Annotated in this window: 9 protein-coding genes; 7 read left to right on the top strand and 2 right to left on the bottom strand. The window is 41.8% G+C overall.

The genetic code is table 11. The features are described from left to right. Positions 1-1,095 carry a transporter substrate-binding domain-containing protein gene (locus tag Q0993_RS20730; RefSeq protein ID WP_299537004.1) on the bottom strand — a complete coding sequence of 365 codons (1,095 nt, stop codon included), beginning with the start codon at positions 1,093-1,095 and terminating at the stop codon, positions 1-3. Positions 1,096-1,416: 321 nt separating this feature from the next. Here Q0993_RS20730 and Q0993_RS20725 point away from each other — a divergent pair, with 321 nt between their 5' ends. Next, the gene (locus tag Q0993_RS20725; protein ID WP_299537002.1) at positions 1,417-1,605 is read left to right on the top strand and encodes a hypothetical protein; all 189 of its coding nucleotides are present in this window, start codon (positions 1,417-1,419) and stop codon (positions 1,603-1,605) included. A gap of 47 nt (positions 1,606-1,652) precedes the next feature. Here Q0993_RS20725 and Q0993_RS20720 read toward each other — a convergent pair whose 3' ends face one another. After that, positions 1,653-2,414 (bottom strand): LexA family transcriptional regulator, encoded by a 762-nt coding sequence (locus Q0993_RS20720; RefSeq protein WP_299537000.1) that lies wholly within the window; start codon positions 2,412-2,414, stop codon positions 1,653-1,655. Positions 2,415-2,605: 191 nt separating this feature from the next. On the opposite strand from Q0993_RS20720, the gene Q0993_RS20715 reads away from it, so the two are divergent. The 6 genes from Q0993_RS20715 (at position 2,606) to Q0993_RS20690 (ending at position 12,163) form a co-directional block, all read left to right on the top strand. After that, the gene (locus Q0993_RS20715; protein ID WP_299536997.1) at positions 2,606-3,868 is read left to right on the top strand and encodes a putative DNA modification/repair radical SAM protein; all 1,263 of its coding nucleotides are present in this window, start codon (positions 2,606-2,608) and stop codon (positions 3,866-3,868) included. Between the two features lies 1 nt (position 3,869). Further along, positions 3,870-4,646 (top strand): TIGR03915 family putative DNA repair protein, encoded by a 777-nt coding sequence (locus Q0993_RS20710; protein WP_299536993.1) that lies wholly within the window; start codon positions 3,870-3,872, stop codon positions 4,644-4,646. A gap of 63 nt (positions 4,647-4,709) precedes the next feature. Next, on the top strand, positions 4,710-5,486 hold the full coding sequence (locus Q0993_RS20705; RefSeq protein ID WP_299536988.1) for a DNA alkylation repair protein: 777 nt from the start codon (positions 4,710-4,712) through the stop codon (positions 5,484-5,486). A gap of 201 nt (positions 5,487-5,687) precedes the next feature. Then, on the top strand, positions 5,688-8,561 hold the full coding sequence (gene uvrA, locus Q0993_RS20700) for an excinuclease ABC subunit UvrA (protein ID WP_299536985.1): 2,874 nt from the start codon (positions 5,688-5,690) through the stop codon (positions 8,559-8,561). Positions 8,562-8,609: 48 nt separating this feature from the next. Continuing rightward, positions 8,610-9,296 (top strand): TIGR00730 family Rossman fold protein, encoded by a 687-nt coding sequence (locus Q0993_RS20695; RefSeq protein ID WP_299536982.1) that lies wholly within the window; start codon positions 8,610-8,612, stop codon positions 9,294-9,296. An 11-nt stretch (positions 9,297-9,307) separates the two neighbouring features. Then, positions 9,308-12,163: a metalloprotease gene (locus tag Q0993_RS20690; protein WP_299536980.1), complete on the top strand. Its 2,856-nt coding sequence runs from the start codon at positions 9,308-9,310 to the stop codon at positions 12,161-12,163. Positions 12,164-12,238: the final 75 nt, after the last annotated feature.

Raw genomic sequence — 12,238 nt, 5'->3', positions numbered from 1 at the left:
CTAAAGTTCGTTTAATTTAAATTCATGTAGTACAATACGCCATTCCTCGGTCTCCATAATTTCCAAAATGCGCTGGGAAATGGCCTGTTCCAATTCAGTACGTTCCTGGGCAATACCAAAGGCATAGAATTGTATATCAAATTTAACGGGAAGAATACTGATATGGGCCATCGACGAATCCTTGGCAATACGATATTTTAAAATGGGTTCATCGTACATAAATGCCTCAATTTCATTGTTTTTTAAGGCCGAAAGGCCTTCAGCAACAGAACTATACTCCGTTAAATCCTTAAAGAATCGGGATTTTAAAAATTCACTGGTTCCCGTATTCTTTATAGAACCCACGGTACGTTTCTTAAACTCCTCAAAACTGTCCGGGTCATTGGTCAAATGGTTAACAGTAAGACCGGATGCGATACTCGCGGTAAGTCCGGAAATAAATAAAAGTCCTCCAAACATCAGTATCAAGGCTACGATTTTCCCCATTCTGGTCCTCGGGGCCTTATCCCCGTAGCCCACTGTAGTGAGTGTAACGGCAGACCACCATAGTCCATCCCAAATACCGTGGAGGCCAGAGCGAAAATGGTCCGGGTTTTTTCTACGCTCAAAGTACCAACCCGCTAAGCCAAACAGCAGTATGATCAAAAGCAAAACCCCAAGACCTTTCAAAAAATTAAGGTTGAAAAAAGCACGTATGAATTCAAGAAGTTTATCAAAAGAAGATGTCTCTGCAACCGCAATGGTTGAATTGGAAGCGTAAAAGGAATGGGTAAACTCCATTTTCTTGCTCCGTTCACTGGTAATGGTAAGTGGATTTATGCTTAGGTCAATACCTCCTGTTTCCAGGGAATCCAACATATTGGAAAAATCCATGGGCAAAAACTCAAATTTTAGGTCCAAATCCTTGGCCACCTTCTTCCATAACCAAACATTAATACCCCGTAAAACTGTATCCTCCCGAACAACAAAAGGCGGAGCTGTAGCATAGCCTACTTTTAATATTTCCGAATCTGAAAACGAAACATTATCTGTGGATTGACCTTTTGCCCACACCCAGAACAGCATAAAAAAGAGAAGGGACCATTGTAGTTTCATGGAATTACTTGGATTTCTGAAATGTAAACATACGAATTTCAAAAACCCAATGTTTCCCTAATTATTAGATGGTTCTTGAGAATAGAATGACCTATCCTCTCATGAGGTAAAAATATAAATATTTTTCTTACTTATTTGTAAGAATTTATTTGCTAAAAATAGAATATTAAATTATTTTTAAGTTATAATAATCATTTCCCAAACCTCTGGATTGCACAAAGCTGGCTCTTGATCATGAAGATATTCATTCGCGAAGAATAGACACAGGCCCCTGAGTGTCTTTAATTGTTCAGGGAAGAATTGAATCTTTAAATTTTTATCATGAAAAAGTCCATTTTAAATCTTGGCAGAATCTTGACCAAAACGGAACAAAAGGCCATTAGTGGAGGTTCCGGAGATTGTCACAATTTAGGAAAAGCCTGTTTCGGCCATTGGGAATGCGGTTCCCAAAACTGTCCCTTGTTATGCCTAAGCTTCCCAGGTTCCGGCTACATATGCGCGCCGGCCTAAAATAGACAAACAGAGACTTATTCAAGTCTCTGTTTGCTTTTCAACTTTTAATTTTTGGTAAGTCGCAATTGGTCTTTTAGCTCTTCCATGGACTCCTGCAGCTGCCTAAGAAGTCCTTTTTCCGTAGTGGCATCCACCCCAAAAGTAATCTTACTACTTACTTGCCAAAGTTCCTGTATTTGAAAAGGCTTAATTTCATAGGGAGGATAGGACTCGTTCAAGGATACCAAGGTGATATGGTTTCGGTTTGGTAATCGCTCTATCTTCTTTACCAAAACCGCGTCCTGTAGCACCACTACGTATATCTTATTGGGGTTTACATGGTCAATATCCTCCACGGATTTCGCCAATACCCATTCCCCAGGCTTCAAGTTGGGCAACATACTATCCCCTTCTACCTGAAAACCGCGGTAGGTGGCATTGCGAAACTCGGGAATAGGCAAGTCAAACGCCGGTAATTGCCGGTACCAACTTGTATCCTGAATGTTCTGAGGATAACCTGCAGCAGCCTTGGCATTGACCAGGACCATATTTTCCCTGTCCGAAGAGTCAACGGTAACTACTTTGGGAATAACACTAGTTTTGGAAGTATCCAGATACTGCTGTTCGCTTTCCCCGAACAACCATAAGGGATTTATCTTGAATTGTCGTAAAAGTTCCATAACAACCTTGCCCGAAAGTTTGGTACGCCCCCGCTCAATATCGGCTGTGGTATTGGATACACCAAGAAGTTTGGCGAATTCGGCCTGGGTATATCCCAGTTCCCTCCGTAAATCCGTAAAGCGTTTTAACGTAAGTTCGTTTTCCATTTCCGTTTATTTAAATCACCTTGGATACTTTGAAAACAAGCAGTGAATCCATTAAATCTCGCAATGCCCTGAGAGTTTTTTGTGCATATCCATTTCAAATATACGTAATTTGGAATATTTCCAAAATTTTATTGGGAATATTTCCATTATTAGGAATATTTCCATAATTTTGGAATTATTACAATATTGGTATGTCCTTTGATCGAATTAAAGAAAAACTCAATATTTTGGCAGATGCGGCCAAATACGACGTTTCCTGTTCCAGTAGCGGCAGTAACCGCCCCAACACCCGTAAAGGTTTGGGGAACGCCGCTCCCATGGGAATTTGCCATAGCTATACGGAAGACGGGCGCTGCATTTCCCTGCTTAAAATCCTCCTGACCAACCATTGTATTTTTGACTGCGCATATTGTGTAACCCGCAAGAGCAACGACATAAAACGGGCCGCCTTTAAAATTCAGGAGGTTGTAGATCTCACCGTAAATTTTTATAGACGAAATTATATAGAGGGGCTTTTTTTAAGTTCGGGCATCTTTAAAAGCCCCGATTATACCATGGAACGTTTGATAGCCGTGGCAAAAAAGCTCCGGATGGAGCAGAACTACAATGGATATATACATCTCAAATCCATTCCCGGGGCAAGTGACGAGTTAATGTATGAGGCCGGTCTGTATGCCGATCGGCTTTCTGTAAATATTGAGGTACCTACCATTTCCGGACTGAAATTGCTGGCACCTGACAAAAAACACGAGGACTTTACCAAGCCCATGCGAAAGGTGCAACACGAAATTATCCGACATAAGGCTGAAAAACGAGTTATTAAAAGTACCCCAAAATTTGCTCCTGCCGGACAAAGTACCCAAATGATTATTGGGGCCACCGGGGAATCCGACAAGGATATCATGTACTCCGCCCATCACTATTATACAGAGTATCAAATGAAACGGGTCTATTATTCCGGTTATGTTCCGGTTGCCGAGGACCACAGATTACCAGCCTTGGGATCACAAGTACCCATGCTGAGGGAAAACCGACTCTATCAGACGGATTGGCTTTTGCGGTTTTATGGTTTTGGGGTACAGGAAATCCTGAACAATGAGCATCCCAACCTGGATATGGATGTGGACCCAAAGTTGGGTTGGGCCTTGCGCAACCTTCATCTATTCCCTGTGGATATCAACAAAGCCGATAAGGAAATGTTGGCCCGCATACCAGGGGTAGGCATGCTTTCCGTAGGTAAGGTCATAAGTGCAAGACGTTTTAGAAAGTTAAACTGGGGGCATCTTAAAAATATCGGTATTGCCCTTAACCGGGCTAAATATTTTATTATTTGTGATTCCAACCAATGGGAAAACCATGAGCTGGAGCCACAAAAGATAAAGGGGATGATTTTAAAAAATTCCGTAGGGAAGTTTAGAAAAAATTACAGTTCACAATTACAATTATTCAATTAAAATGGACGAAACTAGAATTTTAATTTATGATGGAAGCTTTAACGGTTTTCTAACCGCTGTATTCAAAGCTTTTGAGGAAAGGATAAATGTTGCCGATATCCAGCGCAATGGGCAGGCGCAGAACGCCCTTTTTTCGGATACGGAGATTATTTTCACCCAAATGGATAAGGCAAAACGGGTCTGGAACGGTATTCAGAACAAAAACAACACGGCCATTAAGAACATATATTTTGCCTTCTTGAGTGAATATAAAGGCATTGAACTCTTACTCTACCGATATATTCAAAAACTGTTTGCATCCCAAGTTTCAGTCCATTCGGATTATTCGGATGCCGTTGTCTTAAAAATTAGTCAATTGGCCAAGAATGTCGGGCGCGAAAAGCATCGTATGGAGGCCTTTGTACGGTTTCAGTTGACCAAGGATGCCATTTATTTTGCCAATATTGAACCGGATTTTAATGTACTACCGTTGATTTCCAAACATTTCCGCTCTAGATATGCCGATCAGCATTGGCTTATTTATGACATAAAACGAAAATATGGGCTTTACTACAATTTGCAAACCGTGGAAATAGTTTCTTTGGATTTGGAAGAGGTTTATGCAAACAGCATCCGCAAAAACGATCGATTTCTGGGCGAGGAGTACAGCTACCAGGACTTGTGGGCCAATTATTTTAGAAGTACACATATTAAGTCCCGTATCAACAAGAAGTTGCATACACAACATATTCCAAAGCGCTATTGGAAGTACTTGAGCGAAAAGAAACAGGCGGTTTAGTCAAAACAAAGTGCAGCGTAAGTATGGAATACTTTATAATTTCATGAAAAACATATAGGTTCTATGGCACACAAACAATTGAAATTATGGTTCGATAAGGACTTAGCCCTAATGTTGGCCGATAAGCTCATTGCAAATGGAGTAAAATTTGACAAGAGCACTTTCGCCCAAGAAGTAGAGCAAGGCACTAAGGATTTGGAGCTTAAAGATCGGGTTGAATTGATAGCTGATTTATTACGGCGACATCTGGCCGTGGACTACCTGTCCGCCGTGAAGGAGTTGGTGGATATTCTTGGACCTGAAAACGAAAAGGAAACAGGAATGTTCAAGGCCTTTTACTGGGTAATGCCCATTGCCAAGTATGTAGAAAAGTACGGACTACAACATTTTGAGGTATCCATGAGTGCTATACGGGAAATTACCAAGAGAAATACAGGAGAATACACCATACGTCCTTATTTGGAGGCCTTTCCCGAAAGTACACTAAAAGTCATGGAGGCTTGGTCCAAGGATAAAAACAAACATGTTCGCCGTTTAAGTTGTGAAGGTGCCCGGCCTCGATTACCCTGGGCGGCAAAACTCGATATCTTTATTAAAGACCCCACGCCGCTAGTGCCCATTTTGGAAAACCTAAGGGACGATCCCAGCAAATATGTTCAGAAATCCGTGGGCAATTGTATCAATGATATTCTAAAAGACCATCTGGAAGTTGGGAAAAATCTGGTCGATAGTTGGTTGCCTTGTCCAACAAAGGAACGTAGATGGATCGTAAAACATGCATTGAGAAATTTATTGAAGCATAAAGACCCGTGGGCACTGGCAGTTTTAGATCGAATGTGAAGTTGAATCGATTGCAATCCTTTTCAAAGGTGGGATGATTGTTTTTTAGGTAAACTGGAGTTTACTTGTCGTGAGGGTATTCCATTGATGAACTTATGTCGAAAATCCAATGTTTTTAGGTCGCTCATTAACAAAGATTGGGATATCCCCTACTTCCTTTTTAGGTGCCAAATTCCTACCTTTGCAACTTTGCTTTGAAAAATGATAAACTACGAGGAGAATATTGAGGTTAAGGGCGCGCGCGTCCATAACCTTAAAAATATTGATGTCACCATTCCGCGGGAAAAACTCGTAGTTATCACCGGCCTCTCCGGAAGCGGCAAATCCTCACTGGCGTTCGACACCATTTACGCAGAGGGACAGCGGCGCTATATCGAAACCTTTTCGGCTTATGCTCGGCAATTCCTAGGAGGTTTGGAGCGACCGGACGTGGATAAAATCGATGGACTCTCTCCGGTAATTGCCATTGAGCAAAAGACTACCTCCAAATCGCCCAGATCTACCGTGGGCACCATAACCGAAGTCTATGATTTTTTACGGTTGCTCTTTGCAAGGGCCGCGGATGCCTATAGTTACGTTACCGGCGAAAAGATGGTGAGCTATAGCGATGAGCAAATCAAAGCACTGATCAAGACCGATTACGCCGATAAAAAAATAAACATGCTGGCGCCTGTTATAAAATCCAGAAAGGGGCACTATAGGGAACTTTTTGAACAAATAGCCAAACAAGGTTTTGTAAAGGTCCGGGTTGACGGTGAAATCAAGGACATTGTAAAGGGAATGAAAGTAGACCGTTACAAGACCCATGACATTGAAATTGTTATAGATCGGCTTAAGGTTACAGACTCAGAAGACACGGACAAACGGTTAACGGAGACCATAAATACGGCCATGTACAGCGGCAATGATGTTTTAATGGTACTTGAGGAAGGCCAGAACGATCCGCGATATTTTAGTCGTGACCTTATGTGTCCGACTTCGGGTGTCTCCTACCCCACCCCGGAACCGAATACGTTTTCCTTTAACTCACCAAAGGGTATGTGTTCCCATTGCAGCGGGTTAGGACATGTATACGAGGTAAATGCAAATAAGATTTTCCCTAACCGGAAAATATCGATCAAGGCCGGGGGAATTGCCCCGCTCGGGGAATATAAAAAGTCCTGGGCGTTTAAGCAGATAGAAACCATTGCCCAACGTTATAATTTTGAACTGACAGAACCCATCGAAAAGATTCCGGAAGAGGCCATGGATGTATTGCTGAACGGGGGAAAGGAAAGTTTTGAACTGGACTCCAAGACATTGGGGGTTAGGCGTACATATACCATTGATTACGAGGGCATCGCCAATTTCATCAAACATCAATTCAATGAATCGGAATCGACCTCCATTAGAAGATGGGCAAAAGAATATATGGATAAAATCGTCTGCCCCGTCTGCCAAGGATCAAGATTGCGAACGGAATCCTTGAATTTTAGGATCAGTGATAAGAATATAGCCGAGTTAGCGCAAATGGACATCGCTGAGTTGGCGGAGTTTTTTGATGGACTCAACCAAAAACTTGATGGGAACCAGCAGATAATTGCGGAGGAAATCATAAAGGAAATCCGTACCCGTATCCGATTTCTTTTGGATGTAGGCCTTGACTACCTTTCATTAAATCGAGGTTCAAAATCACTTTCCGGAGGAGAAGCGCAACGTATTCGTCTTGCCACACAGATTGGGTCACAACTTGTGGGCGTATTGTACATATTGGATGAACCTAGTATAGGATTGCACCAGAGGGACAATAATAGATTGATTCGTTCATTGGAAGCGCTTCGGGATATTGGGAATTCGGTAATTGTCGTAGAGCACGATAGGGACATGATCGAACGAGCGGATCATGTTATTGATATAGGGCCGAGAGCCGGAAGGCATGGTGGTGAAATCATATCCCAAGGCAGTCCGCAAGACTTAAAGGACCACCATACCTTAACCGCGGATTACATTACCGGAGACAAGCAGATTCCCGTTCCGAAAAAGCGAAGAAAAGGCAATGGAAAAAGCATAGTACTATCCGGATGTACGGGAAACAACCTCAAGAATGTGACCGTGAAATTTCCACTCGGAAAGATGATCGGTGTAACCGGGGTGTCCGGAAGTGGCAAATCTACCTTGATCAATGAGACCCTCTACCCTATCATGAACGCCCACTACTTCAACGGCGTAAAAAAGCCGATGCCCTATAAAAAAATTACCGGACTGGAGCATATAGATAAAGTCATAGACATCAATCAGTCACCCATCGGAAGAACACCTCGCTCCAATCCGGCCACTTATACAGGGGTCTTTAGTGAAATACGCTCCCTCTTCACCAAAACTCCCGAAGCGGCCATTAGGGGATATAAGCCAGGACGCTTTAGTTTCAATGTAAAAGGGGGTAGATGCGAAACTTGTCAAGGTGCTGGCTTAAAGGTGATTGAAATGAATTTCTTGCCCGATGTTTATGTTGAATGCGAAACCTGCAATGGAAAACGTTTCAATAGGGAAACCTTGGAGATACGTTATAAAGGTAAATCCATTGCAGATGTATTGGAAATGACCGTAGATGAGGCCGTAGATTTTTTTGAAAATATCCCGAAGATATACCGTAAGCTGAAGACCATTAAAGATGTCGGTTTGGGGTATATTTCCTTGGGCCAGCAATCCACGACACTGTCCGGAGGTGAAGCACAACGGATAAAATTGGCAACAGAGCTTTCAAAGCGCGATACGGGCAATACTTTTTATATCTTGGACGAACCTACAACAGGCCTTCATTTTGAAGATATTCGCGTATTGATGGAAGTTTTGGAACGTTTGGTAGACAAAGGAAATACGGTCTTAATCATTGAACATAACATGGATGTAATTAAAATGATGGATCACATCATAGATATTGGTTACGAAGGTGGCCGTGGAGGAGGAATGGTGGTGGCCCAAGGGACCCCCGAGGAGATTATCAAGGACCAAAAAAGTTATACGGCAGAGTTTTTGAGGTTGGAAATTGAACAACAAAACGAAAAGGCAAGGATGGCCCTGGCACGGGACAAGTAGCTTTCTGGTCGGCAAAATATCAATTAGTATCTAAAGAACTGGACTACTATGAGAAAAGAACAGCACCATAAAGGGTGGAACGAGATAAAAACCAATGATTCTTGGGCCATATTCAAGATCATGGGTGAATTTGTGGGTGGTTTTGAAAAAATGAGTGCCATAGGTCCATGCGTCTCCATATTTGGCTCTGCCCGGACCAAAGAGGACGGGAAGTACTACCAACTTGCCGTGGATATTGCTAAAAGCATTGCTGAGGCTGGTTATGGAATTATCACCGGTGGCGGTCCCGGTATAATGGAAGCGGGAAATAGAGGTGCACATTTGGCAGGAGGTACTTCGGTAGGGCTCAATATTGATCTTCCCTTTGAGCAACATGACAATCCGTATATCGACGATGACAAAAGCCTGGATTTTGATTACTTCTTTGTGAGAAAGGTAATGTTCGTTAAATATTCCCAAGGATTTGTAGTCATGCCCGGAGGTTTTGGAACTCTGGACGAACTTTTTGAGGCCATTACTTTAATTCAAACCCATAAAATTGCGGGGTTTCCCATCATATTGGTGGGCTCCGATTTTTGGAAAGGGCTTTTGGAGTGGATTAAGAATACCGTGCTGGAATTAGGCAACATCAGTGCAACCGATTTGGATTTAATACGAATTGTGGATACCAAGGAAGAAGTAGTGGAAATCATAGATGCCTTTTATAAAGGCAATTCTCTGAGCCCAAATTTTTAAGCACAACCTTTTTGGAACAAACAAGATATTTATCCTACCCGATTGCTTTAGTAATTTTTTTACTTGGCTTTGGGGTATCCCCCGCCCAACACATTAATACCCTTACTGCCGAGTTGGACAAAGGGAGCAATGAAATTCGTATTCAACAAGAGTTTGAATACAAGAACACCTCGGACGAAACTTTACGTAACCTTTATTTTAATGACTGGGCTCACGCGTATTCCAACAAAAATACGGGTCTGGCGAAGCGATTTGCCGAGGATTTTAGAAAAAGCCTCCATCTCGCCAAAGACCATGAAAGAGGATTTACGAAGATTCAGAGCGCTGTTGACAATGAATATAGAGGTCTGTTTTGGGAAAGGGTCACAGGGCAGGACATCCTTAAAATTAAACTGAACGACCCCTTAAAGCCAGGGGATTCGGCCAAAATCTTTATTACATATACCGTAAAACTGCCTTCTAAAAAGTTTACCCCTTATGGATACGATCCAAAAAGTGGGTACTACTTAAAAGATTGGTACTTGACCCCGGCAGTCTATGATGGCAAATGGCATTTGTATTCCAACAAAAATCTGGAGGACCTTTATACGGATGTAACCAATACCAATCTAAAGATCACCTACCCGGACAGTCTCTTTATAGTTTCGAATTTCAGGGTGTTGGGCCAAACCAAATTCCCAAATGGCAATGTGGCCCAATTAGAAGGTATTGACCAAAAAAGCTGTGAAATAATCTTGACTCCAAATAATGGGTTTACCACTCATGTAACAAGTAATATAACCGTTATTACGGATCTAAGGGCTGGCAAATACGATCAAATATCCCAAGGGGTCTCTATTCATAAGGTGACAGATTTTATCCATGAGAATTTGGGGGAGTTTCCACATTCCCACTTATTGGTCAGTGAAATCGACTACCAGAAAAACCCCATGTATGGTATAAACCAGCTCCCCTCCTTTATACGACCTTATGAGGACCAATTTCAATTTGAAATAAAGTTTCTTAAGACGGCCCTCATCAATGTTCTGGAGGAGACTGTTTTTTTGGATCCAAGAAAGGATCAATGGATATTGGACGCCATTGCCAACTACCTCATGATCGCCTATGTGGAAGAGCACTATCCCGATCAGAAATTATTAGGGAAACTGTCCAAAATATGGGGCTTTAGGAGCTATGAATTGGCCAAAATGGGCTTCAATGAGCAATATCCATTTTTATATATGTTCAGGGCTCGTAAAAATCAAGATCAGCCCTTGACCACCCCTAACGATTCACTTATAAAATGGAACCAAAAAATAGGCAATAAGTATAAGGCAGGTCAGGGGCTTTCCTACCTGGCCAGCTATATTGGAAAGGAAAAGGTGGACGAAAGCATCAAAACCTTTTATAAATATTATAAACTGAAAAAGGTAAAACCCCTTGATTTCGAGTCCATATTAAAGCGAGCCTCGAATCGTAATATTGACTGGTTTTTTAACGATTATGTCTCCACGGACCGGCTTATTGACTTTAAAATAAAAAAAGTGGAGAAGAACGAAGATTCCCTGCATGTTACCTTAAAAAACAAGGAGGGAACCAATGTTCCTATTTCACTTTTTGGTCTTAATCAGGACTCCGTGGTATCTAAATATTGGTTTTCGGGCATTACAGGGCAAAAGACATTTACTATTCCAAATAATAACGAGGAACGTTTAGTGTTGAACTACGATCAAAAGATTCCGGAGTTTAACCAGCGGGACAACTGGAAATCCTTGAAAGGTTTTTTCTCGAGCAATAAAAAATTCAAGTTTACTTTTTTTAAGGATGCGGAAAATCCTTATTACAACCAGATATTCTACGTCCCGATTTTAAACTTCAACATTTACGACGGTTGGTCGCCCGGACTTCGCTTGTACAACAAAACCCTTTTGGAACGCCCTTTCGTCTACGACTTTCATCCATCGTATTCCTTTCGGGAAAATACCCTTGTAGGTTTTGGAAGTCTGGGGTATAGAAAGTATCTAAAAAAGAGCGGACTCTATTTGTCCAATTACCGTATCAGTGCTTCCACATTCCACTTTCAGACCAATTCCAGATATACCTCAATTACCCCATCTATGACCTTTGGATGGCGCCCGGCCGACCTCATTTCCAACAAGCGACAGTTTTTGACCTTTAGGTATGTGAATATTTTTCGGGATTTTGATGAGAGCCTTGTTGATCTTAGCAATGATCCGGACACTCCGGATTACAGCGTCCTTAATGCCAGGTTTACCCATATAAACAATGGGATTATTGATTTTGATTCTTGGTCCGCGGATTTCCAACACTCCAGCGACTTTACAAAGTTGGTCCTTGAATTTGAATATCGGAAACTCTTTGAGAACAACACACAGTTTAATGTCCGTTTTTTTGCCGGAAAATTTCTAAGGAACAAAATAGAACCGGGGAATAGATTTTTCGATTTTGCCCTGGATCGGCCCACGGACTACCTTTTTGATTACAATTATCTAGGACGTTCCGAAGATAGCGGTATCTACAGTCAACAAATCATCATAGCCGAAGGCGGATTCAAATCTTTTTTGGACGATCGGTATAGGTTTGCCAATGATTGGCTTACCACCGTAAATACCAGTGTAAATCTCTGGCGCTGGATCGAGGCCTATGGCGATTTGGGGTTTGTGAAGAACAGAGGGGAAAGGCAAAAATTTGTCTATGACTCCGGAATTCGCTTAAATTTGGTCACGGACTTTTTTGAACTGTATTTCCCAGTGTATTCCAATAATGGGTGGGAGATTGCACAACCTAATTATGAAGAACGGATCCGTTTCATTATTACCATAGACCCTAGGACACTTACCGGCCTGTTTACTAGAAAATGGTTCTAGCACTCTGAAATATCCTTAGAAATTGACCTTTTTAGGTTTAAAAAACTACATAAAATCAAAAAAAAGGTATTTTTT

The sequence above is a fragment of the Ulvibacterium sp. genome (genome assembly GCF_028285715.1).
In the GTDB taxonomy this organism is placed as follows: domain Bacteria; phylum Bacteroidota; class Bacteroidia; order Flavobacteriales; family Flavobacteriaceae; genus Ulvibacterium.
This window is presented reverse-complemented; position numbering and strand designations above follow the sequence as displayed.

Coding starts and splice junctions, on each gene's coding strand:
- Q0993_RS20720 (WP_299537000.1), bottom strand. CDS start 2,414: ATGGAAAACGAACTTACGTTAAAACGCTTTACGGATTTACGGAGGGAA.
- Q0993_RS20715 (WP_299536997.1), top strand. CDS start 2,606: ATGTCCTTTGATCGAATTAAAGAAAAACTCAATATTTTGGCAGATGCG.
- Q0993_RS20730 (WP_299537004.1), bottom strand. CDS start 1,095: ATGAAACTACAATGGTCCCTTCTCTTTTTTATGCTGTTCTGGGTGTGG.
- Q0993_RS20695 (WP_299536982.1), top strand. CDS start 8,610: ATGAGAAAAGAACAGCACCATAAAGGGTGGAACGAGATAAAAACCAAT.
- uvrA (WP_299536985.1), top strand. CDS start 5,688: ATGATAAACTACGAGGAGAATATTGAGGTTAAGGGCGCGCGCGTCCAT.
- Q0993_RS20710 (WP_299536993.1), top strand. CDS start 3,870: ATGGACGAAACTAGAATTTTAATTTATGATGGAAGCTTTAACGGTTTT.
- Q0993_RS20705 (WP_299536988.1), top strand. CDS start 4,710: ATGGCACACAAACAATTGAAATTATGGTTCGATAAGGACTTAGCCCTA.
- Q0993_RS20725 (WP_299537002.1), top strand. CDS start 1,417: ATGAAAAAGTCCATTTTAAATCTTGGCAGAATCTTGACCAAAACGGAA.